The following is a 23,776-nucleotide window of genomic DNA, read 5'->3' as shown; positions in this document are numbered from 1 at the left end:
ACCTCGCTTCTTCTGATAAATGCACCGAGGCAGCATGCAGTACGGCACACCCGCCTTACGGTAATCGTTCCAAGGGCAATCTTTGCACTTCACTGCTGCTCACCTCCAATTACCTTTTATGACATTCTTCAACAGCATTCCGACCCCGAAGATTGACAAGCCTAACAATAGCACCATATTATATACAAATTCCATTGGAAAGGCGGGATTAGATAATGTTTGATAATGGTTCTTTTGATCGCGGCGGGTGCAGACGTGACGACCGGGATTGGGATGATCGTAATAACGATCGTAATAGTGATAGTGAAAACTGTCGTCGCCGCTGCCACGAACGTTGTCGTTGGTGCAGCAACCCCTTCTGTCGTCAACGTTGCCACCGATGCTGTGAACGTTGTTTTGGATAATCTACGAAAATGGGCAGCCACAATGTGGCTGCCCTCAAATTTCTTTGTGCTGATTTTTCAGTTGCCTGTATGCTGCTCACCTCCTAAAAATGGGTATGAGAAAAGCGCCTGCCATAAGGCAAAGCGCTAAAAAAGGCACCCGCGATAAGCGGATGCCTCATAATATTTTGTCCCGTGTAACGCCCGGGTTATCGACTGCTATACCTGCTTTTGTTGTTTAGTCTATGGAACAGTTCAGAGCGACTACAACACCGAATTAATGCTTTCGGCTTAGCATGAAAAGATAGGTTTTTGGATATTTCCAACTTTTCTATGATACTATGTTTCTATTTGTATGTCAATAGCTTTTGCTTATTCTGTTCAGCGCAGTTAGAAAATGCTGCTTATCCCACTCAAACCCGGTATAATTGCGGCCGGAATTGATACAAGCCACCGCCGTTGTTCCGCTGCCCATGCAGTTATCCAAAACCAGCTCTCCCGGATTTGTGTATGTCTGGATGAAATACTCGAACAACGCGACAGGCTTCCGAGTCGGATGCAGTCCACGTTCACATTTTACTTCCAGCACCTGGCGGGGATAATGTACAATGCAGGTTTCTGTATCATGTGAAAGACTCCCATCTATCCGGTAAACAGAATCGCCATGCGCCGGTACTGACTTCCCATGCCGTTTCACCGGTTTGTCCAGGACGATGATCCCATGTGGATTGTACATCGGCGGGTGTTTATAAAACACGCAGACTTCTTCCACGCAGCGCAGCGGCTGCTTCTTGGCGTTTGCAAACCCGGTCACCATGTTTTTATACCAGTACCAGCAATATCGAAATAGCTTTGGCTGGCTGCTGATCAGTTTTGTCGTGAACGACTGGCACGAAGTCAGAACGATTGCGCCGTTGTCCTTGATGATTCGAAGATATTGCTTCCACAGTTCATTGAAAGGAAGCAACTGGATTGTAAGAGGGCGTATTGGTTCTCAAAAACGAATTTAATAGCGTATAAGTACAAAAATAATTAACTTTATAAAAAATAGTTGACAAATTGAAAATATTCGATTAATATATTAACAGAGTGAATCAATTAACGCTGTTTATACACCCTGAAGCGAGAAAAGGACGGCAAGCAAAAATGAGAGGTGCAACAGGAAAAAATAATAGTGATTTAACCGAAATGAATCGCTCCGCTGTTGTGAAAATATTGCAGCAACAGGAGGTTTGTTCCCGCGCGGACATTGCCAGACAAACGGGTCTTACCCAAGCGGCCATAACAAAAATAGTTGCGTCGATGATGGAAATGGGTATTGTATCCGAGGCGGGTATTATTACGGGCAGCGACAACCGCCGTTCCATCGGGCTTAGACTAAACGCCGACAGACATCAAATTATAGGGGTAAAGTTTGCAAGACAGATGTTCGCGGTAGGTGTGTTCGATATTTCGGGGAAAATATACACTAAAACCGAAACGACTTTTCCATTTGAGGAAGACCCAAAAACGGTGCTTTCTGCTATGAAAAAGCAGATACACGATATGCTGAACAAGTATGAAAATGTAGTTTCCATTGGTCTTGCTGTTCCGGGACCCTATTTGCGGGAGGAAGGCCGTATAGCGGTAGTAACCCAAATGTCTGCCTGGCACACAATCAATTTTATTGAGGAATTCAAGGAAGAGTTTAATAAGCCTGTTTTTATAGAGCATGATGCAAACGCAGGTGCATTGGCTGAATGGCTCTTTGGAGGCCATACCCAGCCGCTGCACACGCTGGCCTATTTTTTGGTGGGCGACGGCGTGGGTGCTGGTATTATTGAGCGAGGCCGCCTTTTTCTGGGTGTGCAGGGTACCGCGTGCGAAACCGGGCATATCAGCGTGGACGTTCACGGCCCCCGCTGTGAATGCGGAAACTATGGCTGCCTTGAGATGTATTGTTCGGCTCCGGCCATATTGAAGAAAGCACAGGAGCGTGTGCCGGAATGCCTTTCCAGTAAAAATCCGCAAAGCAGCGATGCCTGCACCGCCATTTTTGAAGCGGCTCGTGCTGGTAATACCAAAGCTCTGGAGGTGGTGCGGGAGACCGCGGAGTATATCGGTTACGGCTGTGTTACTCTGATCAACGCCTATAATCCCGACATTATTATCATTGGAGATGTCGTATCTCAGGGAGGGGATTTGCTGCTGCCGATTATTCAGAATGTGGTAAGGCAGCGCGTAATTCCCGAGCTGCACACCAAGGTGCGGATTAAAATATCTGCCCTCAAGGTGGATCCCACCCTTTACGGCGCAGCCGCTACAGCAACGGATAAGGTGTTACAACTGCCCAGTATGTTTTCGGCGGCCGGCAAATGGGGGCAGGACAAATGATTGCGCCCGAAACAATGCAATATCAAATGATCTTTTGCGATATTGACGGGACGCTCTTGGACTCAACAAATCGTATTTCCCCGGGTACCAGACAAAAAATACAGGAGCTCTATCGTATCGGGATTCCTTTTATTTTGGTTTCTGCCCGTATGCCTTCGGGGATTTTTCCCCTGCAGCGAGAATTGGGAATGAAAGCACCCATTGTCTGCTACAACGGCGCACTGATTCTTAATGAACGCGGGGATCCAGTTCTAACGGTTGGCATCGACCGCGAAAAGGCGATACTGATTGATGACTTTGTGAAAAGAGAATGGAGTTCCGTTTGTTGCAGTGCCTATTGTTACGATGACTGGATTTCAGATGATATTCATGACAAATGGATCGTGCAGGAACAAAGCATCACGGCATCAGTGCCCAAAAAAGGCAAGATTTCTGACCTCATCCCACAAACAGGGCAGATACATAAGCTTTTGTGTATGGGGGAGGCCGAAGCGGTCGCCGATCTTAACAATGCGTTGAAAGAAAAATTTTCCGGGCTTTCCGTTTTTCGCTCCAAAGATACTTATCTTGAAATGATGGACGGAGCTGTCTCGAAATCCGGTGCGGTCAAATATCTTTGCAAGACCTATCATATTCCCATTGAAGCTACCGTATCCTTCGGCGATAATTTCAACGACATGGATATGCTGCTTGCAACCGGTACCTGCTTTGCAATGGGCAACGCGCCTCCAGAGGTAAAAAGGCAGGTGCCGAATGTTACCGCAGACAACGACCACGAGGGTGTGCTTGCGGGACTGGAACAGTTACATTTTGCGGAGAATCGCATATGATATTTGCTTGCGAAACTGCAAGCGTATGGGGAGTGTGGTTATGGAACATCCTTTAATTCTGCAAATGCAAGGTATTACCAAACTCTTTCCGGGCGTGCGTGCGCTCGACGATGTGACACTGGAGGTACATAGAGGCGACATTCACGCAATTTGTGGTGAGAATGGCGCGGGGAAATCAACTTTGATGAAAGTCCTTTCCGGTGTTTATCCTCATGGCACCTATGAGGGAAAGATCATCTACATGGGCAATGAAGTGATGTTTAAGGACATCAAAGAATCGGAGAGCGCCGGTATTGTGATTATTCACCAGGAGCTGACAATGATTCCGGAGCTATCCATTACCGAAAACATCTTTATGGGAAACGAGATCGTAAAGCATGGGCTGATTGACTGGAACGCTGCACGGCACCGCACGGTAGAGCTGCTCAACAGGGTAGGGCTGGCTATTGATCCCGACACCTTGATTAAGCACTTGGGTGTAGGCCAGCAGCAATTGGTGGAAATCGCGAAGGCACTTTCCAAAAACGTCAGGCTGTTGATTCTCGATGAGCCTACCTCCGCGCTTAATGAAGCCGACTCCGCGAACCTGTTCGAGCTCATGCGCGGCCTCAAAAGCCGAGACATTACTTGTATCATGATTTCGCACAAGCTCAACGAGATTGCGGAGATATCCGACGCTGTCACAGTCATTCGCGACGGTCGCACGGTCGAAACCTACTCCGTTGATGCGGGGCATGTAGATGAGGACCGTATCATCCGCTCTATGGTAGGGCGTTCCATCGAAAACCGCTTTCCCACTCACGAATCGAATCCCGGAGAGGTTATCTTCGAGGTGTCCGACTGGCGCGTGGAAGACCCAGATATACCGGGTCGGTTGGTATGTAAAAACTCCAGCTTCTTTGTCAGAGCCGGAGAGATCGTCGGCTTTGCCGGTCTTATGGGAGCGGGAAGAACGGAGCTGATGCGGTCTATCTTTGGGCGAAACTACGGCGTTTACCTGGGAGGCTCTGTCAAAATCAGGGGTAAGGAAATTCACGTTACCTCGGTTGCCTCCGCTATCCGTCAGGGCATCGCCTATGTGCCCGAGGATCGCAAGACTTTGGGGCTCAATCTGTTAGACAGCATCCGCGTAACCACTGTGTCAGCAAATCTAAAGGCAATTTTACACGGCAGACTCCTTAATTTGGACCAGGAATTTCAGGTTGCCGAAGAGTACCGCCGTTCCCTAAATGTCAAGACGAACAGCGTTAACATCGGCGTGACCACCCTGTCCGGCGGAAACCAGCAAAAGGTTGTTTTGGGCAAGTGGATGTTTACAGAGCCGGATGTTCTGATCCTTGACGAACCCACCCGAGGGATTGACGTTGGTGCCAAGTACGAAATTTATCGTCTGATACAGGAACTGGCGGATCATGGCAAAGCGGTCATCATCATTTCCTCAGAGTTGCCCGAACTGCTGGGTATATCGGACAGAATCTACACTATTTTTGAGGGCAGTGTAACAGGTGTGTTAGACCGTGAGGAGGCCGATCAGGAAAAACTTATGAGAATGATGACAAACACCTCCGGGTCGGAATCTAACGCAGGAAAGGAAGAGAAGGCGTTATGAAATATATTAAGAAAGTATTTGGCGGAGGACTGCGGCAGTACAGCATGGTGATTGCTCTGGTGGCGCTTACCGTCATCTTTAATATTACTTCGGGGGGAAGAATGATTACCTCCTCCAACTTCCAGAACCTGATTTCCGGCAATGCGTATGTGTTGGTGCTGGCAATTGGCATGTTGATGGTCATCGTGATCGGTCAGATCGATCTGTCCGTCGGTTCGGTGGCCGGTTTCTGCGGTATGGTGATGGCTCTTACGGCGCGCGACCTTGGGTTGCCGTGGTGGCTTGCGGTGCTTCTCAGCCTGGCAATCGGCGCTGCGATTGGCGCGTGGCAGGGGTTCTGGCTCTCAAAGCTCGGAATTCCCGGATTTATTACAACATTGGGCGGCATGATGATTTTCCGCGGCGGTGTGATCTGGATTTCAAAGTCGATCTCGGTGCCGGCGCCGGCGCAGCTCAAAGTATTCGGCGCGGGATATTTGCCCGACTGGGGGCCCACTTTTACAGGGATGAACAACTCTACGCTGCTGCTGGGGATCATCGCGGTCGCCGCGTTTGCATTTATGGAGCTGCGCAAGCGCGATCGTTCGGCAAAACTGACCGGAAAAACAGAGGAGCTTTGGCCGGTGGTGGCTCGGATTTGCTTGGTCGGACTCGTCATTGGTTACTTAACATGGATTTTTGGCACTGGGCGCCCCGGCACATCCTTCCCCGTACCGGGACTGATTCTTGTGATTTTAGTCATTATCTACCACATCATCACTCAGCGCACCAGATTTGGCCGCCATGTGTACGCTGTCGGCGGCAACAAAAGTGCAGCCGCGCTGTCCGGTGTAAATGTCCCGAGAACCTATTTCCTGACCATGCTCAATATGTCTATGCTTGCGGCTTTGGCCGGAATTATGTTTGTGGGTCGCTCAACCGCGGCTGGCCCGTCGGATGGCAACGGATGGGAATTGGATGCCATTGCGTCGGTCTTTATTGGCGGTGCGGCTGTTTCGGGCGGTGTCGGCACCATTCTTGCTACAATGGTTGGAGGACTGGTGATGGCCGTTCTCAACTCAGGGCTGATGCTCATGGGGGTTGGCGCTGACCGCACTCAGGTAATTAAGGGTCTTGTGCTGCTTGCCGCGGTTGCTTTTGATGTTTTCAACAAGCAGCAGGGTCGTTCATCCATTATTGGAAGGCTATTTCCCGCAAAAGAAAGCAACTCCAAGGAAGGTAACCCTGCCGACAGAGATTCCTGATAGACTGATGGCCGGGCCTTACATATTAGTCGAAGGACTTAAAACAGGAGGTTAGTATGAAAAAGAAAAAATGCCTATCCCTGTTCCTAGTAGCATCACTCATGATGGCAACAGCACTGACTGGCTGCGGCGGCACAGCCCCCAGCGCCAGTTCGGCTACGCCCGAGACGTCGTCCGCTGCTTCAGGCGGCACTGGATTTGCCGCAGACGCAACGATTGGCGTTGCGCTGCCCTGGCTTGGCACTCAGAACTGGGCGGAAGCGGATGAGATGTTCAAAACCCAATTGGAGGCTGCAGGCTTCAAGACAATTGTACAGCATGCTGACAACAAGGTTCCCCAGCAGCAGCAGCAGATCGAGTCCATGATTCAGAATGGCGCCAAGGTGATCGTTGTCGGCCCTGTCGACGGTTCCCAGCTTGGGGCGGTTCTGGAAGAAGCAAAGGCGGCCGGCATCAGCATCATCGGCTATGACCGCCTCCTTGAGAACACCACTGGTGTTGACGGCGTGGTGCAGTTTGGCAGCATCAAGACCGGCGAGCTGCAAGGGCAGGCCCTGCTCGACGGATTAGCCGCGCAGAAGGGCAAGGGTCCTTACAATATTGAACTGTTTGGCGGCGGCCCTGCCGACCCCAACGCCCCCAACTTTTTTAAAGGCGCTATGAATGTGCTTCAGCCCAAGATCGACGACGGCACGCTGGTTGTCGTATCGGGCCAAAAGGATTTCACTCAGTGCGCCACGATGGACTGGGACAATTCCAAAGCGCAGGCTCGTATGGATTCCCTTCTCTCCGGCTTCTATTCGGGTAAGGAAATCGACGGTGTTCTCTCTCCGAATGACGGAATCGCCCGCGCAATCATTACCGCATCCGAGCAGGCCGGCCAGAAGATCCCCGTAGTTTCGGGTCTTGACGCCGAAAACGAGTCGGTCGAGTGGATTTGGTCGGGCAGACAGTATTCAACCGTTGCCAAACCAACCAATGTACTGGTAGGCAAAACGATTGAGATCATCAAGTCGCTGCAGGCAGGCAACGGGATGCCCGCACCTGACACAACTGTGAACAATGGCAAGAAGGACGTAGGCATCTATGAGCTTCCTCCGCTCGTTGTCACCAAGGAAAATGCAAAAGAGGCATTCGCGAATGATGCCAGCCGATTGGCGCTCCTGAAATAGGAAATCCTAAGAGCCTGTATTCATAAGTAAGCAATGCCGCCAAGAGGATCATTTCAGGCAGTGAACACAGGTTCTAAGCTCTTGCAAGGGGGACGGCGGGGATATTTCTCTGCCGTCCGATTTGCAGGCGCGAAAATAATGTTTACACACCACGCAAATGTTGAGTGATGCCTGAAAGCTGGTATGGTATTTTTTTTATCGGGAGTGATTGAATGTTCGATATAGTCGCGTTGGGTGAGCTGCTGATTGACTTTACATACCACGGCAGAAGCGAAAACGGGATGCGCCTGTTTGAGCAAAACCCCGGCGGCGCGCCTGCAAACGTGCTCTGTGCCGCCTCGAACTTAGGAGTAAGCACTGCGTTTATCGGCAAGGTGGGCAACGATATGCACGGAGATTATCTGCGCAGGGTGCTTGAAGAAAAGGGCGTCGACACCAGCGGGCTGATCAGCGCAGAGGATGTGTTTACGACGCTTGCGTTTGTTGAGCTGTCTGAAACGGGCGAGCGCAAATTCTCGTTTGCACGCAAGCCCGGTGCGGACACCTGCCTTTCAGCGTGCGAGGTGAAGCACGAGTTGGCAGAGGGGTGTAGGATTTTCCACTTCGGCTCCCTTTCACTGACCGATGAACCTTCGCGTACTGCCACAATAGAAGCGGTGAAAGCCGCAAAAAAGGCCGGAGCCATTATCTCTTACGACCCGAATTACCGTGCACCGCTCTGGAAAAGCGAGGAGGAAGCCGCTGAGAAAATGCGGAGCGTCCTTCCTTTTGCGGACATTGTAAAAATCAGCGACGAGGAAGTCGGGCTGATCACAGGCGAATCTTCTCCCGAAGCTGCCGCCGGGCATCTTTTTCAAAAGGGGATCTCCTGCGCGGTGGTCACGCTTGGCAGCAACGGCGCCTATACCGCAGTGGAGGGTGCGTCCGCGCTCGTTTCCGTTCCCGATGTTCCGGTGGTTGACACCACAGGCGCCGGGGATGCTTTCTGGGGTGGCTTCCTCTACCAGTTGGCCGTGAGCGGGCTTCGCCCCAATGAGCTTGGCAAAGCACAGCTCCGGGATTTTACCGAATTTGCCAATGCGGTCGCCTCTTTGTGCGTTCAAAAGCGCGGAGGGATACCGGCGATGCCCACAATAAACATGGTCAGGGATTTTCTTGGCCGAAAAGGGGGATGACGATGAAACGCAGCGAGATTAACAAGGTGCTGGTGGAAATGGAGACTTTTATCAAGAAATACCGCTTTGCCCTGCCGCCTTTCTGTCACTTTACGCCGGAGGACTGGAAATCCAAGGGCCGCGACTACGACGAAATTCGCGATAACATGCTGGGCTGGGATATCACTGACTATGGTCTGGGTGACTTTGGCAAGGTCGGCTTTTCGCTGATTACAATTCGCAACGGCAACTTTGCCATGCAGGACAAATACGCCAAGACCTACGCCGAAAAGCTGCTCTATTTGCGGGAAGGCCAATACGCGCCCATGCACTTCCACTGGAGCAAGATGGAGGATATCATCAACCGCGGGGGCGGCAATGTCCTGATCCGCGTCTACAACGCTACCCCCGGTGAGGGGCTGGACAAGGCCGCGGAGGTGCGCGTCCACACGGATGGCCGGGAGCTGTCGGTTCCCGCTGGAACACAGGTGCGCCTGACGCCAGGCGAGAGCATCACCATACAGCCCTATTTATACCACGACTTTTCGGTGGAGGAAGGCACGGGGCCGGTGCTGTTAGGCGAGGTGAGCCAATGTAACGACGACAATACCGACAACCGCTTTCTGGAGCCCATTGGCCGTTTTCCCGCTATTGAGGAAGACGAGCCGCCCTACCGTTTACTCTGCAACGAATACCCAAGGCTGTAAGATCGAGAGAAAGAGCAGCGATGCAGAGGGTTACAACATAAGAAGGAACGGCCTCTTAGGAAGATTGATCAGAAAGAGTGAAACGTGGGAATTAGAATAGGAACGATACTTGCCGCAGCTATTGAAACAGTAGCTGCGGCTTTTCTGTATGTATGCGGCAGATATGTGCCAGTGTGGAGCAGCAACTTTTTATCAATGATTATGAATAAGGATATAGCGTAGCATGGAATTTGCTTTTCTGAGATAAAACATTGACAAAAGAGTTTCGTTACTACATACTATTGCAGTGGTAAATATTGATCATATTGACAGCAGAATTGAGAAAATCAGAGAATTTCAAGCCGCAAAAGTTGAGTGATTGTTGCATGAAACACAAAGCTGCTTTTGAGATGAAAATGTTGAAAATATGGTGCCACAGAGAGAAATATCATACGATTCAAAAGCTGTGAAGAGCTATTAAATAGAAATGATAATGCTGGGAGAAATACAATGTGGTTTTGGTTTTCACTGATCGCAATATTTTTTTGGAGCGGATCTGACCTTTTTTCAAAAATTGGTTCAAGATCAGATGATAAATATAGCCATTGGAAAATGGTTATTGCTGTTGGTACGGTTATGGGTATTCACGCTATGATAGAACTTTGCCGTGGAGCTGAGTTTGGGCCATCAGACATCCTTACCTATTTACCAGTGTCTTTTTTATATATTTTGGCCATGGTACTTGGTTATGTTGGTCTGCGTTATGTAGTGCTTTCCGTTTCCACGCCCATTTGTAATTCATCAGGTGCAGTAGCCGCTCTGCTGTGCTTTTTCATTCTGAAAGAGGCAATGAGCGGATTACAGTTTGCTGCGGTAGCGCTGGTATGTATCGGTGTTTTTTCGCTTTCTGTCTTTGAAAAGAAACAGGATGATGCAGAACGCATGCAAACTGGCATAGTCCCGGACAGAAAGTACACGCGCAGCTTTATCGCTATTTTCTTTCCGATTTTTTATTGTATCATTGATGGACTCGGCACATTTGCAGATGCTTTGATTCTTGACAAGTATATCAAAGAAGAGTCTGCTAATATCGCATATGAGTTTACATTTTTGATCATGGCGATTTTCGCTTTTGTGTATGTGGTATTTATTAAAAAACAAAAAATAAAACTTTCCGCAGAAAAGCCCAAAATGCTTGCAGGTGTATTTGAAACCGCAGGACAATTTGCATATATCTATGCATTAGGTGATAACGCAATTGTAGCGGCTCCCTTGATTTCGTCTTACTGCATTTTCTCACTGGTATGGGCAAGAATGATACTTAAAGAGAAGCTTTTATGGAAGCAATACTTTGTCGTTGCTGTCGCTGCAATTGGTATTGTAATACTGGGGATGGAAGGATAAAATGCGATACCGCTTTGCTAAACAAGTCAATCAACTGTTTTGAAAATACCAAGAAGGATCTCCCTAATTACATAAAAAACAGTTACCAGTTATACCGGCAGGGCTGAAGCTGCCTTTCACTTGGCGCTGTGAACCAAACAGAATGGCAGGAATGTACCTTTCCAGTTCGCTATGTTACCGTAGACGAGCGCAGCGAGAGAAACTCCTTCCAACGCACACTCTAAAATACTTCAGGCGAGCATTTAGAGAATAAGATTTTGACTAAATGGAGCAGAACAGAACCTTTCAGAGTAGACGGTGAGGGCCTGATTGGCTACAATAAAGAAGATTGAGAATGAGGCGGCGCCCGGTGGGCGCTTAAAAAGGGCAAAAATGTTAGCTCGTGCTAACTTGCAGGAGGGAGTTCATGTCTGAAAATAGCGGCGGCCTTCTTGGGAAAGCGGCCCTTAAAAAGTATTTCAAAAAGGCGGGAATTGCGTAATGCGATCGAGCGAGGTCGGGTGGAGGCTCAGTGTCCTTTGAATTTCGAAGGCCGAGCCCGGCTGCGTAATTTCTTTTCCTGTTCGGTTGAGCAGAGTGTATAAGGAGGAAAACAATTTGAAACAACAGTCAAGTATATCGCGGCTGCTTGGGTATGCCGGGAAGTTCCGGTATCTGACGATCGCGTCATGGATTTTATCCGCTATCAGCGCGCTGATGGCCCTGATGCCGTTCGTGTACATCTGGGCAATCATCAAAGAGGTGCTGGATGTCGCCCCGGATTTTTCGTCGGCACAAAATCTTGCGCACAATGGGTGGATGGCGGTGGTGTTTGCAGCACTGTCGCTGTTTGTGTATGTTGGCGCGCTGATGAGCTCCCATATTGCCGCGTTTCGCATTGCGGCGAATATCCGTATGGAGGCTATGCACCACATCGTTACGCTTCCGCTCGGTTTTATGGATGGCTTCGGCAGTGGAAAAATGAGAAAAATTATCAACGAATCCAGCGCCGCTACCGAAACGTATCTGGCACATCAGCTACCCGATAAAGCGGGGGCTATCGCAACACCGATCGGCTTGCTGGCGCTTCTCTTCTTTTTTGATTGGCGGCTCGGGCTGCTGAGCATGATTCCGGTAATTCTCGCCTTTCTGATTATGATGAGAATGACCGGCGAAAAAATGCAGCACAGAATGAGAGAATACCAGAACGCTCTGGAAGATATGTCGAACGAGGCGGTGGAATATGTACGCGGAATACCGGTAGTTAAAACCTTTGGACAGACGGTGTTTTCGTTCAAGCGCTTTAAAGCCTCGATCGATAATTACGGAAAATGGGTAATTTCTTACACCAAGCAGCTTCGCATGCCCATGCTGGGGTACACGACGGCGATCAATGGCGTTTTTGTCTTTTTGATCGGCGCGGGCCTGTACTTTACGCAGGGCGGCGTGAGCAATCAATTTTTGATTAATTTAATATTCTATATCATTATCACACCGGTCATCTCCATCACACTGACTAAGATCATGTTTTCCAGTGAAAACGCCATGATCGTTAAGGATGCGTTGGAGCGCATCGACAGTGTTCTGAACATACAGCCGCTCAAGGACGCGGAGCATCCGGTTCACCCAAAAGATGCTTCTGTGGAGCTTCAGAATGTGCGCTTTAGCTATGATGGAACGCATCCGGCGGTAGACGGCGTGACGCTCAAGGTCAAGCAGGGCAAAACTGTTGCGCTGGTCGGCCCGTCAGGCGGCGGAAAATCAACCCTAGCGGCATTGATCGCGCGGTTCTTTGATGTAAATGAGGGCAGTATCCGTATTGGCGGGGCCGACATTCGCGATATCTCGAAGGCCGAGCTGATGAAGACGGTATCCTTTGTATTTCAGGATAGCAGGCTTCTGAAAGCCTCCATACTGGAAAATGTTCGCCTTGCAAGGCCCGACGCTTCCAGAGAAGAGGTTCTGAAGGCTCTGAAGGCGGCGCAGTGCGCAGATATTATTGAAAAAATGCCCGATGGAGTCGATACAATCGTCGGCACCAAGGGGGTGTTCCTTTCCGGCGGGGAGCAGCAGCGGATCGCCATTGCGCGTGTGATGCTGAAAAACTCGCCGGTCGTAATTCTGGATGAGGCGACCGCGTTTGCTGACCCGGATAACGAAAGCCGCGTACAGGCTGCGTTTGCCGAGCTTTCCAAACAAAAAACAGTGATTATGATTGCCCACCGCCTGACCACGGTAGTGGATGCGGATGAAATTTTTGTTTTGAAGGACGGTAAGATTCTCCAAAGCGGCACACATCAGTATCTGCTGGCCGAGGGCGGTCTGTATACGGAAATGTGGAACAACTACCAGACCTCTGTCAAATGGAAGGTTGGAAAGGAGGCAGTTTCATGCTGAAAAAAATTCAAAGAGCCTTTGCTCTGTCGGAGCAGGGCGCAAAAGACTTGATCAATGGCAGCGTGGCCTGTGTGTTCCGAGATTTGGCACTCATGTTCCCCGTTGGCCTGATGTACTGCCTGGTTCGCGATTTGCTCACTGGGGTTGCTCCCAATCTACCCTATTATGTAGCTGGTATTTTCCTCTGCCTGGCGCTGATTTTTGTCACTACCTATTTTGAGTATAACACCACCTATCTTGCCACTTATACAGAAAGCGGTGTGCGCCGTATTTCATTGGCGGAAAAGCTGCGTAAAATCCCGCTCTCCTTTTTCGGCAAGAAGGATCTGTCCGATCTGACCAGTACCATCATGGCGGACTGCGCCTATCTGGAAACCTCGTTTTCCCACTATATTCCCGCGCTGTTCGGATCGATTGTTTCAACCGTGGTGGTTGCTGCCAGCCTGTTTGTGTTTGATTGGCGTATGGCGCTGGCCGCGCTCTGGGTTATTCCGGTTTCATTCCTAATTGTTGCCCTTTCGGTCAGAGTGCAGGATGCCCTGAACCAGAAGCAGATGGATGCCAAAATGGCATGCGCGGACGGAATTCAGGAATGCTTGGAATCGGTGCGCGACCTGAAATCTAATAATGCGGAAGAGGATTACCTGAAGGGGCTGGATGGCAAAATCAAGGCGGTGGAAAAACGCGCCATTATCTCCGAGTTGGGAACGGCGTTGTTCGTCGTAACAGCTCAGTTGGTTTTAAAGATCGGCATCGCAACCGTTGCCCTGACCGGCGCCATCCTCCTTGTGAAGGGTACGCTCGACTTGCTTACCTTCTTTATGTTCCTGCTGGTAGCTTCCCGTCTGTACGATCCATTTCAGACCGCGCTACAAAACTTTGCGGCGGTTCTATCTACACGAACGCACGTGGCCCGCATGAATGAAATTCTCGATCACCCGGTGCAGTCCGGCTCGCAGGAGTTTCATCCCCATGGGTGCGATATTACCTTCGATCACGTCGCGTTTGCCTACAATGGGGAAGAGGACGTGCTCAGGGAGGTCTCCTTTACTGCAAAGCAGGGAGAGGTAACCGCGCTGGTTGGCCCCTCCGGTGGAGGAAAGACCACGGTGTCGCGCCTGGCAGCCCGTTTTTGGGATGCCAGCAAGGGGAAGATCACGCTCGGTGGAAAAGATATTTCGCAGATTGACCCCGAAACGCTTCTCTCCATGTATTCCATTGTGTTTCAGGAGGTTACTCTCTTCAACAACACGGTGATGGAAAATATCCGAATCGGTCGGCGCGACGCTTCCGACGAAGCGGTGATTGCGGCGGCAAAGGAAGCCCGCTGCGACGAGTTTGTGTCGCAGATGCCAAATGGCTACCAGACGATGATCGGGGAAAACGGCACGGCGCTTTCGGGCGGTGAACGCCAGCGTATCTCAATTGCGCGCGCACTGCTGAAGGATGCCCCTATTGTACTGCTGGATGAAGCGACGGCCTCTCTGGATGTGGAGAATGAAACGCTGATTCAGTCCGCAATCTCCGAGCTGGTAAAGAACAAGACTGTTCTTGTCATCGCGCACAGAATGCGCACGGTGGCCGGAGCGGATCAGATCATTGTCTTGTCCGACGGAACGGTTGCCGAGCAGGGAACGCCGTGGGAGCTGATGCAGCAGGACGGTATTTACCGCCATATGGTGGAGCTGCAAACAAAGTAGTTTCAGGCTACTTTCGGCCGGGTTCCAGTTTTCGGGCCTGCTGCCAAAAATGGCAGCAGGCCCGTTTTGTCTCCTTGCGGCATGTTTCAGTCCTCCCCTGGAGGCTGCTGCGCACCGGGTAAGGATGCTTTTTGAAATTCTGTAAACTGCTGCAGCATCTCAGGGTGATCGGTAAAAAAACGGTTGAGCATATCGATGTCTGCAACGGTTGAGGGGCTTAGCGTGTGCTCGATCAGCTCGGTTTCTTCCAGCGGGTTAGAGCTTCCAAGCAGCTTTAAAAAGGCTTCGATCGTCTGGTGCCTGGTGAGAAGATATTCCCCAATTTCCTGCCCCTTTTCGGTGAGAAGAATCACCTCGTAGCGGTCGTATTTCAGGTACCCGAAAGCGGCCAGCTTCGAAATCATTTTGGAAGCGGACGACGGCTTTACGTTCAGCAGCTCCGAAAGCTGGCCCACGCGGGCATAATGATTTTCCAGATAAAGCCTGTACGCCATCTCCAGATAATCCTCCAGAGCCGGGGTCAATTGACCATCTTGATGGTTGGCCAGCTGATACCCCCGCACGGTTCTAAAATCCGAATGATTGCTACTGTTCATAGAATCAAACCCTTAAGCGTATTTTTCGGTCAGTTCCTTTAAGGAAGGTCTCTGAAAAAAGACGTTGATTTTCTTAAGACGCTCTTCCATTATATTCGTAACAAAATTCATTTAGGCATCATATATTAGCGCAGGGAAAATTTTTTGCCCTGCGCTGAATGTTTTTGGGAGGACATCTTCATGAATCGAAACCAAATCACTCTGGACCAGCTGCCGGTGGGCAGTAAAGCAAATGTCACGATGCTGACATCCGAAGGAACAACCAGAAGGCGTATGCTTGATCTCGGGGTCGTGAGCGGAACCGAAATTGAGCCTCTTTATAAAAGTCCCTCCGGCAATCCGGTCGCATACCTGATTCGCGGCGCGGTGATCGCGCTTCGCTCCGATGTATCGGAAAAAATCATCGTTTCAGTATCGTAATGGAAAGCGGAGAGACGGAACCTGCAATTGCTGATCAAACCGGAAGCGCGGCCGGCAACGCAGTTTTCCGCTCCGCTTATTTCTATTCTTTGGGGAGGATTCGTATGGGATTAACAAACGCATCTACGGGAGCCGGCGTGCTGAACCACTGTGGTCTACATATTGAAAAGGAGACTGAGCAGGATCAAATCATCGCGCTGGCAGGAAATCCGAATGTCGGGAAAAGCACCGTTTTTAACGGACTGACCGGTATGAATCAGCATACGGGCAACTGGCCGGGGAAAACGGTAGTGAATGCACAGGGCCAATATCACCATAACGGCACCAATTATATCATGGTGGATATTCCCGGAACGTATTCGCTGATTGCTAATTCCGCCGAAGAGGAGGTTGCCAGAGATTTTATCTGTTTTGGCGGGGCCGACGCGGTGGTTGTGGTGGCCGATGCCACCTGTCTGGAGCGTAATTTGAATCTGGTACTTCAAACCATGGAGATCACCAATCGTGTTGTGCTGTGCGTTAATCTGATGGATGAAGCGAAGAAAAAGAAAATTCGCATTGATCTTCCCCGGCTGTCAGAGAGGCTTGGGATTCCGGTGGTCGGTATGAGCGCCAGGTCGGGCAAGGGGCTCGACAGACTGATGGATACCGTTGCGGCGCAGACACAGACGGCTGCAAAACAAAATCCGCTGCAAATTCAGTACAGCGATGAAATAGAAAGCGCCATTTCTTTGATTGAGCCTGTGGTTGCGGAAGCCTTACAAGGTACAGTTAACAGCCGGTGGGTGGCTTTGCAGCTTCTGGACAGCGACGACAGCCTGCTTCTCTCCATGAAAAACTACCTCGGCTTTGATCTGCTGGAGCGGGAAGAAATTTTACAAAAGGTTGCACAGGCTCGGCGGGAGCTGGAGGCCGCCGGAGTTCCACAGGAGGAGTTTCGCGATGAGGTAGTCACCAGAATCGTATCAACCTGCGAGGAGATCAGCCGCGAAACAGTGCGGTTTGAGCAGGAAAAATACGCGGAGCGTGACCGCCGGGTTGACCGGATTCTGACCTCGAAGCTGACGGGAATCCCAATTATGATTGCGATGCTGTTTGGAATCTTCTGGATCACCATTGCCGGGGCAAACGCTCCGTCCAGTTTTCTTTCTGCGGGTCTGTTTTCGCTAGAACAGCCGCTCTCCGATTTCTTCTTGTGGGTGTCGGCGCCGGATTGGCTGCGCGGAATTGTGGTAGACGGAATGTTCCGGACGCTCGCCTGGGTCATTTCTGTCATGCTGCCTCCCATGGCGATCTTTTTTCCGCTGTTCACACTGCTGGAGGATTCGGGCTACCTGCCGCGCATCGCATTTAATCTCGATCACTTTTTTTGTAAGGCCTGCGCGCATGGCAAACAGGCTTTAACCATGTGTATGGGCTTCGGCTGCAATGCCTGCGGTGTGATCGGCTGCCGTATTATCGATTCGCCCCGGGAGCGCCTGATTGCGATTCTGACCAATAACTTTGTGCCCTGCAATGGCAGGTTTCCAACGCTGATCGCAATTATCACAATGTTTTTTGCGGGCGCGGTCGGCGGAGCTTTTCAATCTGTCGTGTCCACCTTGATGCTGACCGGAGTGATTGTCCTGGGCGTCTTTATGACGCTGATGATCTCTCGACTTTTGTCCAAGACAATCCTCAAAGGGATGCCATCGTCCTTTCATCTGGAGCTCCCGCCTTACCGCCGCCCGCAGTTTGGGAAGGTAATTGTGCGCTCCATTTTTGACCGCACGCTGTTTGTACTGGGCAGAGCTATTGTAGTTGCCGCGCCCGCAGGTTTGATTATCTGGGTGCTGGCCAATGTTTCAGTCGGCAATAGCAGTATTCTTGCACACTGCGCGGCGTTTCTTGACCCGTTTGCAAAGCTGATGGGGCTGGACGGATATATTCTCATGGCGTTTATTCTGGGCTTCCCGGCGAATGAAATCGTCGTGCCAATCCTCATCATGAGCTATATGGCGACCGGGTCACTCACCGAGCTTGGCAGCCTCTCTGAGCTGCACACCCTGCTTGTGAGCAACGGATGGACGTGGCTGACGGCTGTATGCACCATGCTGTTCTGCCTGCTGCACTGGCCCTGCGGCACCACGTGTCTGACCGTAAGGAAGGAAACGCAGAGCCTCAAATGGACCCTCGCGGCCTTTGCCATCCCTACGGCCACAGGAATGATTCTGTGCATGGTTGTGGCCAATACCGCGCGCCTGCTGGGGCTTGTTTAAAAGCGGCATAGAACAACAGTAAATACCCGTCAAGCGTATTTGCTTGAGAGGTTAGGGAAAACAATCCGAAAAAAGCAGCCTGACTGCCTTTTTAAATTGCCCCCAATTGTTAGACAGTATGATATACTGATAACAGTGGGGGGGGCAATTCATTTTATGGCAATTTGGGCTGCTTTTTTCAGTTATATTTTCGGTCGCCGTTACTGCTTCGGCTCCTGTTTTTCTTCTGCTTGCAGGGTAATCAAAAGCTGCTTGATTTCCTTCAGCTCTATTTCCATATGGTGCAGGTGCTTTTGCATATCATCAATTTCTTTTTCTGCTTTATAATTAATGGCAAAATCAATAATGGATTCATGCTTGTCCCGGGCCGCCTGCCGGTTCTGGCTCATCATGATAATGGGAGCCTGAAACGCTGCGATGAAGGATAGAATCAGGTTCAGCAGAATAAAGGGCTTTGGGTCAAAGTGGGACAAGAACGGCAGGATGTTTACGAGCATCCAGCAAACCAAAAACAATCCGAAAAGGATAATAAACGTCCAACTGCCGCCGAAGGATGCGACCTTGTCGGCGATGCGGTCAGAAAGTTTGGTGTTTGTTTCGTATTCCTCATCTAATCGGGAGGCAATCTTCTGCTCGTAATTATCAACCAGCCGGTCAATTCTCGATACCTTTTCTTTGTTCAGCTCAATGTCGAATCCCTGGATATTGGAGGCCTTTTCAAAATTCGTTTTTTCCGGCATTTTTTTTTGCATAGAAACCACCTCATACTATCGTTTTACGTTTTAGCTTTGGTGGAGAGTTGGCTCCGGCGCAGAGCCGCAGCCGCTCAACCATTTATTGTATTATAACATTTTGGCTGCGCGGAGGAAACAAAAATCTCATTTGTCGGTACACTATGAGAAACCGGCACAGGCAATTCAAAAAATATTTTAAATATCCGTTGACTCTCACACAGTGAGATACTTTATACTGTAGATGAGCTCAAAAACACATATATGTGAGGGAAAAGAAATGCTGAAAATAGGTGATTTTTCAAAGCTGTCCAGAATCAGCATCCGCATGCTGCGGCATTATGATGAAATCGGTTTGCTCGTGCCGGAGAGTATTGATTCCGTTACAAGCTACCGGCATTACAGCGAAGCCCAGCTTCTGGTTGCGAACCAAATTCTTGCGCTCCGGGAGATGGGATTCAGCCTTTCGGTAACGGCCGAAATTCTGAAAACGTATCATGATCCTCAGGCCTTCCGTCAGTATCTTCTGCTCAAGCGGGCAGAAATGCTGGAGCAGGAGGAGAAAATCGGCAGGCAGCTGTTGCTTCTGGAAACAGCCATCACCCGACTTGGAAAGGATGAAAATATGATGGAATACACGGTGATACTCAAGGAACTGCCGGAAAGAACCGTCGCGAGCCTGCGAAAGGTGATTCCCGCCTACGACCAGGAGGGCATCCTTTGGGAGCAGCTCCAGCGCGAGCTAGGCCCGCAGAACGTGCAGTTTGCCAACCCCTGCAACGCAACAGCGGTGTTTTACGATGAAGGGTACAAGGAGATTGACCCGGATGTGGAAATCCAGCTTTCTGTACAGGGCAGCTACCGAAATACGGAGAATGTTGTGTTCAAAACCCTTCCCGCCATACAGATTGCTTCCGCAACCTACCAGGGAAGCTATGAACAGATTAACGATGTTAACCGTGCTGTTGCCAATTGGGTCAAAGACAACCGCTATGAATTTAACGGCGCGATGTTTAATATTTACCATGTCAGCCCTGCTCAAACGCAGAATCCCGATGAGCTTGTAACAGAGGTATGCTTTCCCGTGAAAAAGAAATAGAGCACGCTTAGTGCCGCCCGTTCTTCGGAACGGGCGGTTTTTTTGCTTTCCTGAAAAAGCGCGATTACCCGTGGGATAAATTAATCTTTGGGGCTCTCAAGTGTTTTCTTAAAGCAAAAATCATGGTAATATAGAGCAGTAAGCTTTCGGGCGGTTATGAATTAATTTTGTCAATCCAACGGAACGGGCCAAATGAGGCACCCGTCAATTTTTTCGGGTTTTATAACATGTTAGGCGTTTGTGAATTATACTGAGAAAAGTTTTGTAAGGAGGAAAGATGATCATGAAAAAAAGAGGGATATTCCTGTTTGTGACTGCCATGTTCTCCCTTTTTGTTTTGACCGCATGTGCTACCGAAAAAGCAACGGAAAAGACGAAATATACGACCTATACAGACCCCGCCATGGGAGTCAGCATCGACCTGCCGGAAAAGGAGCTGACTAGCCAAACACTGGCCTATAACCAGATGGATTTTAACGTAAAGAGCGGCGAATTTACCCCCAAAGACGGAACCACCCTCGTTTTTCAGCCGGAAAAATCCGCTGTTTCGCTGTTCAATCTTCAATATTACGATGAAAACGTATGGGATGCCTGGATAAAAGACGGCCATACTGCCGATGAAATCACCAGTATTGCAAATTCGGAGGAGATTGGAAGAAAAGGCGGCGTGGTGTATGTTTACGCGGCTCCCGCTCCCAACGAAACCGGAATGGATAACGATACCAAGGAAGCCTATCAGCGCGTTTTAAAAATGCTGCCAACAATCCGGCAGAGTATTGTGCTGATGGTTCGGGAGGCTGCGGACACAGGAATCTTCCCGAGCTTTTCCACAACGGATTTGACCGGCAATCCGGTCGACAGCAAGTCGTTTGAAAAGTACCAATTAACGATGGTAAATTTTTGGGGAACCTTCTGCAGCCCTTGTATAGAGGAGCTGCCGGATCTGGAAACACTGAGCAAAAATATGCCGAAAGGTACGCGTCTGGTTGGAGTGGTAACGGATGTTTCGGGAGATGAGAACAAACAAACCGCACAACAGTTGATTTCGAAAACAGGAGTTACTTACGAGAACTGGATACCGGATTCTTCTCTGATGGAATATATGGATAGTCATATTACCGGAGTGCCTACGACGTTATTTATTAACAGCAAGGGGGAAATTGTCGGCGAGGCTGTGATCGGCAAGCGAAGCATTCAAAAATACAAAGACGAACTGGCATCACGCCTGAATTCGCTAAGCGCTGCCGCCGCTTCATCTACTGCGGGAACGGAGAAACAGAGCGCTGAGGAAAGCAGCGCGGTCTCCACACCTGAAAAATAGTTTTTAGTAAACGCCGGGAATTCAAATCAAACCGAAATTCGGCCAAGACGGAGGGGGATACGTGCCATGGAACAAACAGACAGAAGCGGCAGCCCACTGCGGTGGGGGATTGTTGCGGCGGCAGTGGCGATGATGGGGATCGGCCTGTGGAACGGAGAGAATCATACTGTTCTGGTTAAGGCGGTTCGTATATGCCTGGAGTGCATCGGAATTGGATAAGAGAACGTGGGTTCAGGCCCTTTTTGCCTTTACAACAAACTCTTATGTGCAGGGGTTTCTGAGCGGCAAGATTTACAAGGGAAAGCTGAAAAATGTGTGTGTACCGGGTCTGAACTGCTATTCCTGTCCCGGGGCGCTCGGCGCGTGCCCGATCGGCGCCATGCAGGCGGTGGAGGGCAGTACGCGCTACGGTGTGTCGATGTATGTATTGGGCTTTCTGGTGTTCATCGGCATTCTGCTGGGGCGTTTTGTGTGCGGCTGGCTGTGCCCCTTCGGCTGGCTTCAGGAGCTGCTGCATTGCATACCGAGTCCCAAACGGAAGGTTCCGAAAAGAGTGAATGATGTTCTGAAGTGGCTTAAATATGGCGTTCTGCTTGTGTTTGTAATTCTCCTGCCCATTTTCACAGTGAGTGAATTCGGGCTATCAACGCCTTATTTCTGCAAATATATCTGCCCGGCGGGTACGCTGGAGGGCGGTATTCCTCTGCTGCTTGCCAATGAATCCCTGCGCAGTGCGGTCGGCCTTCTGTTTACCTGGAAGATGGTGATTTTAATCGCGGTGATCGTCGCCTCGGTTCTGATCTTCCGGCCCTTCTGCCGCTATTTGTGCCCCTTGGGCGCGTTTTATTCGTTGTTTAATCCCATCAGCTTTTACCGCTATTCGGTCGACCAGACAAAATGCACCCGGTGTGGGCGGTGCGCAAAGGCCTGCAAAATGGATATTCCCGCTTTCCAGACACCGAATTCTCTGGAATGTATCCGCTGCGGCGCGTGCATAAAAGCCTGCCCTGAGCAGGCAATTTCCTGCGGCTTTGGAAAAGAGAAGCTGAGTCAAATAGAGCAGGCTCGGGGAAAATGAGGAAAAAACGAGAAATCAGATCAACAAATGGGATTTTAATATAACTAATATACTAACCGTATTTGAATTTTGTTTGATAAAAAAGAATAATAGGGAAAAACCAAACAGAGGGCGCTTCGCTTTTGCGAAACGCCCTCTGTTTATGGTTTCGAGATTTCCTTGCGTTTACCGGAACGATTCCTGCAAAATTCGGATGCTGTCTTCTTGGGAAAGGGGAGCGGGGTCGACTGCGAACAAACCGCCCATGGTTTTTCTGGCGTTGTCCGCGTATTTTTCCAGATTAGCTCCGTCAATTCCGTAGTCGCTCATTTTCAGATCCGCTACGCCGCAAGCCGATTGCAGGTTGCAGAGCGCAACCATAAAATCCATCGCGGAGGATGCGTCGGTTTTGCCAAGAGCCTTTGCCATGGAGATCATCCGTTCGTCGCAGGCATGAGTATTTGCAAAATGCGTATAGTATGCCTTGCTGATCATAATAAGGCCGGCTCCGTGGGGAAGCTCGTGGTGAAACGCGCTGAGCGCATGCTCTAAACTATGTTCTGAGGTACACGAGGAGAGAGACTCCACCATGCCGGAGAGGGTGTTAGCCAGCGCAACGTCGGCGCGAGCTACTTCGTCTGTTCCGTTAGCGACTGCTTTGGAGAGACTTTTGCCAATTAGCTCGATTGCTTTCAGAGCAAACAGGTCGCTGATGGGGTCTGCTGTTTTGGCAAGGTAGCCCTCCGTGCTGTGGAACAGAGCGTCAAAGCCCTGATATGCCGTTAGATGGGCCGGCACGGTCAGCATTAGGTCGGGGTCTACGATGGACAGAACCGGAAAGGTCTTTTCATATCCGAATCCGATTTTCTCGTTGGTGTCTTCCTTGGTGGTTACCGTCCACGGGTCGGCTTCGGTTCCGGTGCCCGCCGTTGTGGTAATTGCTACAATCGGTAAAGGATCATTCGGCACGGGTTTTCGCTGACCCGAACCGCCGACGATATAGTCCCAGTAATCCCCCTCGTTGGTGGCCATTACCGCAATCGCCTTGGCTGCGTCAATGCTGCTGCCGCCGCCGAGGCCCACCACAAAATCACAGCCCTCGGAGCGGGCAAACGCCGCACCCTCCATCACATGCGATTTAATGGGGTTGGGGAGGATTTTGTCAAACACCGTGTGCGATACCCCCGCCAAATTCAGCTGTTCCTCCACTCTGGCCAGGTAGCCGTTGCTGCGCGTGGATTTACCGGAGGAGATCACGATCAGCGCCTTTTTCCCCGGCAGCTTCTGGAGATGCAGGTTCGAAAGCTGACCTTTGCCGAACAAAACTTTCGTGGGTACAAAATAATCAAATTGCATTTCAATA

At 50.2% G+C, this 23,776-nt stretch carries 21 protein-coding genes; 17 read left to right on the top strand and 4 right to left on the bottom strand.

Features of this window, described 5'->3' with window-relative positions; translation table 11 throughout:
• Nucleotides 1-219 precede the first annotated feature (219 nt).
• Nucleotides 220-534, top strand: coding sequence for a hypothetical protein (locus QOS46_RS06565; protein ID WP_283608302.1), 315 nt, complete (start codon nucleotides 220-222; stop codon nucleotides 532-534).
• A gap of 207 nt (nucleotides 535-741) precedes the next feature.
• Here QOS46_RS06565 and QOS46_RS06560 read toward each other — a convergent pair whose 3' ends face one another.
• On the bottom strand, nucleotides 742-1,350 hold the full coding sequence (locus QOS46_RS06560; RefSeq protein ID WP_283608299.1) for a DNA-methyltransferase: 609 nt from the start codon (nucleotides 1,348-1,350) through the stop codon (nucleotides 742-744).
• A 179-nt stretch (nucleotides 1,351-1,529) separates the two neighbouring features.
• On the opposite strand from QOS46_RS06560, the gene QOS46_RS06555 reads away from it, so the two are divergent.
• The 10 genes from QOS46_RS06555 (at nucleotide 1,530) to QOS46_RS06510 (ending at nucleotide 14,931) form a co-directional block, all read left to right on the top strand.
• Nucleotides 1,530-2,756, top strand: a complete 1,227-nt coding sequence (locus tag QOS46_RS06555; RefSeq protein ID WP_283608297.1) for an ROK family transcriptional regulator — start codon at nucleotides 1,530-1,532, stop codon at nucleotides 2,754-2,756.
• Entirely contained in the window at nucleotides 2,738-3,586 is an 849-nt protein-coding gene (locus QOS46_RS06550) for a Cof-type HAD-IIB family hydrolase (RefSeq protein ID WP_326521341.1), read from the top strand. The genes QOS46_RS06555 and QOS46_RS06550 overlap by 19 nt, the downstream gene beginning before the upstream one ends.
• 40 nt (nucleotides 3,587-3,626) lie before the next feature.
• Nucleotides 3,627-5,195, top strand: a complete 1,569-nt coding sequence (locus QOS46_RS06545) for a sugar ABC transporter ATP-binding protein (protein ID WP_283608295.1) — start codon at nucleotides 3,627-3,629, stop codon at nucleotides 5,193-5,195.
• The gene (locus QOS46_RS06540) at nucleotides 5,192-6,439 is read left to right on the top strand and encodes a sugar ABC transporter permease (RefSeq protein ID WP_283608294.1); all 1,248 of its coding nucleotides are present in this window, start codon (nucleotides 5,192-5,194) and stop codon (nucleotides 6,437-6,439) included. Before QOS46_RS06545 ends, QOS46_RS06540 begins: the two co-directional genes overlap by 4 nt.
• A 56-nt stretch (nucleotides 6,440-6,495) precedes the next feature.
• Entirely contained in the window at nucleotides 6,496-7,611 is a 1,116-nt protein-coding gene (locus QOS46_RS06535; RefSeq protein ID WP_283608292.1) for a substrate-binding domain-containing protein, read from the top strand.
• 212 nt (nucleotides 7,612-7,823) lie between these two features.
• Entirely contained in the window at nucleotides 7,824-8,786 is a 963-nt protein-coding gene (locus QOS46_RS06530; protein WP_283608290.1) for a carbohydrate kinase family protein, read from the top strand.
• A 2-nt stretch (nucleotides 8,787-8,788) separates the two neighbouring features.
• A complete protein-coding gene (locus tag QOS46_RS06525) occupies nucleotides 8,789-9,472 on the top strand; it encodes a D-lyxose/D-mannose family sugar isomerase (protein ID WP_283608288.1) in 684 nt (227 codons plus the stop codon).
• 489 nt (nucleotides 9,473-9,961) lie between these two features.
• Entirely contained in the window at nucleotides 9,962-10,855 is an 894-nt protein-coding gene (locus QOS46_RS06520) for an EamA family transporter (RefSeq protein ID WP_283608286.1), read from the top strand.
• A 597-nt stretch (nucleotides 10,856-11,452) separates the two neighbouring features.
• The gene (locus tag QOS46_RS06515; protein ID WP_283608284.1) at nucleotides 11,453-13,231 is read left to right on the top strand and encodes an ABC transporter ATP-binding protein; all 1,779 of its coding nucleotides are present in this window, start codon (nucleotides 11,453-11,455) and stop codon (nucleotides 13,229-13,231) included.
• Complete coding sequence (locus tag QOS46_RS06510; RefSeq protein ID WP_283608282.1) at nucleotides 13,225-14,931, top strand: ABC transporter ATP-binding protein; 1,707 nt, start codon at nucleotides 13,225-13,227, stop codon at nucleotides 14,929-14,931. Before QOS46_RS06515 ends, QOS46_RS06510 begins: the two co-directional genes overlap by 7 nt.
• Before the next feature lie 86 nt (nucleotides 14,932-15,017).
• Here QOS46_RS06510 and QOS46_RS06505 read toward each other — a convergent pair whose 3' ends face one another.
• Nucleotides 15,018-15,527, bottom strand: coding sequence for an iron dependent repressor, metal binding and dimerization domain protein (locus QOS46_RS06505; protein WP_283608280.1), 510 nt, complete (start codon nucleotides 15,525-15,527; stop codon nucleotides 15,018-15,020).
• A 180-nt stretch (nucleotides 15,528-15,707) separates the two neighbouring features.
• Here QOS46_RS06505 and QOS46_RS06500 point away from each other — a divergent pair, with 180 nt between their 5' ends.
• Nucleotides 15,708-15,947 (top strand): FeoA family protein, encoded by a 240-nt coding sequence (locus QOS46_RS06500; RefSeq protein ID WP_283608278.1) that lies wholly within the window; start codon nucleotides 15,708-15,710, stop codon nucleotides 15,945-15,947.
• 104 nt (nucleotides 15,948-16,051) lie between these two features.
• Nucleotides 16,052-18,205, top strand: coding sequence for a ferrous iron transport protein B (gene feoB, locus QOS46_RS06495; RefSeq protein WP_283608276.1), 2,154 nt, complete (start codon nucleotides 16,052-16,054; stop codon nucleotides 18,203-18,205).
• 200 nt (nucleotides 18,206-18,405) lie between these two features.
• On the opposite strand, the gene QOS46_RS06490 is transcribed toward feoB, so the two are convergent.
• Nucleotides 18,406-18,957, bottom strand: a complete 552-nt coding sequence (locus QOS46_RS06490) for a DUF1003 domain-containing protein (protein ID WP_283608274.1) — start codon at nucleotides 18,955-18,957, stop codon at nucleotides 18,406-18,408.
• Between the two features lie 259 nt (nucleotides 18,958-19,216).
• Between QOS46_RS06490 and QOS46_RS06485 the strand changes: the two genes are divergently transcribed.
• The 4 genes from QOS46_RS06485 to QOS46_RS06470 all read left to right on the top strand — a co-directional run bounded on the left by QOS46_RS06485 (nucleotide 19,217) and on the right by QOS46_RS06470 (nucleotide 22,434).
• Nucleotides 19,217-20,035, top strand: a complete 819-nt coding sequence (locus QOS46_RS06485; RefSeq protein ID WP_283608272.1) for a MerR family transcriptional regulator — start codon at nucleotides 19,217-19,219, stop codon at nucleotides 20,033-20,035.
• 283 nt (nucleotides 20,036-20,318) lie between these two features.
• On the top strand, nucleotides 20,319-21,356 hold the full coding sequence (locus tag QOS46_RS06480; protein WP_283608270.1) for a TlpA family protein disulfide reductase: 1,038 nt from the start codon (nucleotides 20,319-20,321) through the stop codon (nucleotides 21,354-21,356).
• Nucleotides 21,357-21,422: 66 nt separating this feature from the next.
• Nucleotides 21,423-21,575, top strand: a complete 153-nt coding sequence (locus QOS46_RS06475) for a CD1871A family CXXC motif-containing protein (protein ID WP_283608268.1) — start codon at nucleotides 21,423-21,425, stop codon at nucleotides 21,573-21,575.
• Complete coding sequence (locus tag QOS46_RS06470) at nucleotides 21,568-22,434, top strand: 4Fe-4S binding protein (RefSeq protein WP_283608266.1); 867 nt, start codon at nucleotides 21,568-21,570, stop codon at nucleotides 22,432-22,434. The genes QOS46_RS06475 and QOS46_RS06470 overlap by 8 nt, the downstream gene beginning before the upstream one ends.
• A gap of 165 nt (nucleotides 22,435-22,599) precedes the next feature.
• On the opposite strand, the gene QOS46_RS06465 is transcribed toward QOS46_RS06470, so the two are convergent.
• Nucleotides 22,600-23,769: an iron-containing alcohol dehydrogenase gene (locus tag QOS46_RS06465; RefSeq protein WP_283608264.1), complete on the bottom strand. Its 1,170-nt coding sequence runs from the start codon at nucleotides 23,767-23,769 to the stop codon at nucleotides 22,600-22,602.
• Nucleotides 23,770-23,776: the final 7 nt, after the last annotated feature.

It is taken from the genome of Faecalispora anaeroviscerum (assembly GCF_947568225.1).
GTDB lineage: Bacteria > Bacillota > Clostridia > Oscillospirales > Acutalibacteraceae > Faecalispora > Faecalispora anaeroviscerum.
The sequence above is the reverse complement of the archived record's forward strand: the minus strand, read 5'-3'. Positions and strand labels throughout refer to the sequence as shown.

Excerpts from the sequence above, each read along its gene's own strand:
- QOS46_RS06550 (WP_326521341.1), top strand. The coding sequence starts at position 2,738 with ATGGGGGCAGGACAAATGATTGCGCCCGAAACAATGCAATATCAAATG.
- QOS46_RS06490 (WP_283608274.1), bottom strand. The coding sequence starts at position 18,957 with ATGCAAAAAAAAATGCCGGAAAAAACGAATTTTGAAAAGGCCTCCAAT.
- QOS46_RS06505 (WP_283608280.1), bottom strand. The coding sequence starts at position 15,527 with ATGAACAGTAGCAATCATTCGGATTTTAGAACCGTGCGGGGGTATCAG.
- QOS46_RS06510 (WP_283608282.1), top strand. The coding sequence starts at position 13,225 with ATGCTGAAAAAAATTCAAAGAGCCTTTGCTCTGTCGGAGCAGGGCGCA.
- QOS46_RS06465 (WP_283608264.1), bottom strand. The coding sequence starts at position 23,769 with ATGCAATTTGATTATTTTGTACCCACGAAAGTTTTGTTCGGCAAAGGT.
- QOS46_RS06540 (WP_283608294.1), top strand. The coding sequence starts at position 5,192 with ATGAAATATATTAAGAAAGTATTTGGCGGAGGACTGCGGCAGTACAGC.
- QOS46_RS06485 (WP_283608272.1), top strand. The coding sequence starts at position 19,217 with ATGCTGAAAATAGGTGATTTTTCAAAGCTGTCCAGAATCAGCATCCGC.
- QOS46_RS06480 (WP_283608270.1), top strand. The coding sequence starts at position 20,319 with ATGAAAAAAAGAGGGATATTCCTGTTTGTGACTGCCATGTTCTCCCTT.
- QOS46_RS06535 (WP_283608292.1), top strand. The coding sequence starts at position 6,496 with ATGAAAAAGAAAAAATGCCTATCCCTGTTCCTAGTAGCATCACTCATG.
- QOS46_RS06530 (WP_283608290.1), top strand. The coding sequence starts at position 7,824 with ATGTTCGATATAGTCGCGTTGGGTGAGCTGCTGATTGACTTTACATAC.
- QOS46_RS06520 (WP_283608286.1), top strand. The coding sequence starts at position 9,962 with ATGTGGTTTTGGTTTTCACTGATCGCAATATTTTTTTGGAGCGGATCT.
- QOS46_RS06545 (WP_283608295.1), top strand. The coding sequence starts at position 3,627 with ATGGAACATCCTTTAATTCTGCAAATGCAAGGTATTACCAAACTCTTT.
- QOS46_RS06500 (WP_283608278.1), top strand. The coding sequence starts at position 15,708 with ATGAATCGAAACCAAATCACTCTGGACCAGCTGCCGGTGGGCAGTAAA.
- QOS46_RS06475 (WP_283608268.1), top strand. The coding sequence starts at position 21,423 with ATGGAACAAACAGACAGAAGCGGCAGCCCACTGCGGTGGGGGATTGTT.
- QOS46_RS06555 (WP_283608297.1), top strand. The coding sequence starts at position 1,530 with ATGAGAGGTGCAACAGGAAAAAATAATAGTGATTTAACCGAAATGAAT.
- feoB (WP_283608276.1), top strand. The coding sequence starts at position 16,052 with ATGGGATTAACAAACGCATCTACGGGAGCCGGCGTGCTGAACCACTGT.
- QOS46_RS06525 (WP_283608288.1), top strand. The coding sequence starts at position 8,789 with ATGAAACGCAGCGAGATTAACAAGGTGCTGGTGGAAATGGAGACTTTT.